The following is a 370-nucleotide window of genomic DNA, read 5'->3' as shown; positions in this document are numbered from 1 at the left end:
CCCGGTGGCAGCACGCAGGAACCTGCTCTCGAGCTTGAAAGCTCCTGCGGGCATTCTAGGGCGCCGGCCCCTAATCGACCCGCGTCTCGTCAGGGGCTTGGGTGAGTCGGTTCTGCTTGCCGCCACGTTGAGTGCCGCCATGGCGCCGGCGCAGGGTCAGTCGAATAGCGGCTACGACCCGCGGAGCTGGAGCTACGACCAAGCCCGAAATGTGCTGATCTCGCCATCCGCTCCCGACCAGGCCGCTGGTGGAGAAATGCGACCGGCATGGTCGGCAATCCCCAAGGAGGTCGTTGATTTCGCTGAGGCCCAACCGAAGGGGTCAATTGTGATCAACACCACGGAGCGACGCCTTTATTACATACTGGGG

General features: G+C 63.2%; 1 pseudogene. It reads left to right on the top strand.

The annotated features are described in order from the left end of the window. Positions 1-139: 139 nt before the first annotated feature. A pseudogene (locus tag EN808_RS36850) lies at positions 140-370 on the top strand (L,D-transpeptidase); the annotation flags it as partial.

This window comes from Mesorhizobium sp. M8A.F.Ca.ET.165.01.1.1 (assembly GCF_004792065.1).
Lineage (GTDB): Bacteria > Pseudomonadota > Alphaproteobacteria > Rhizobiales > Rhizobiaceae > Mesorhizobium.
The sequence above is the reverse complement of the archived record's forward strand: the minus strand, read 5'-3'. Positions and strand labels throughout refer to the sequence as shown.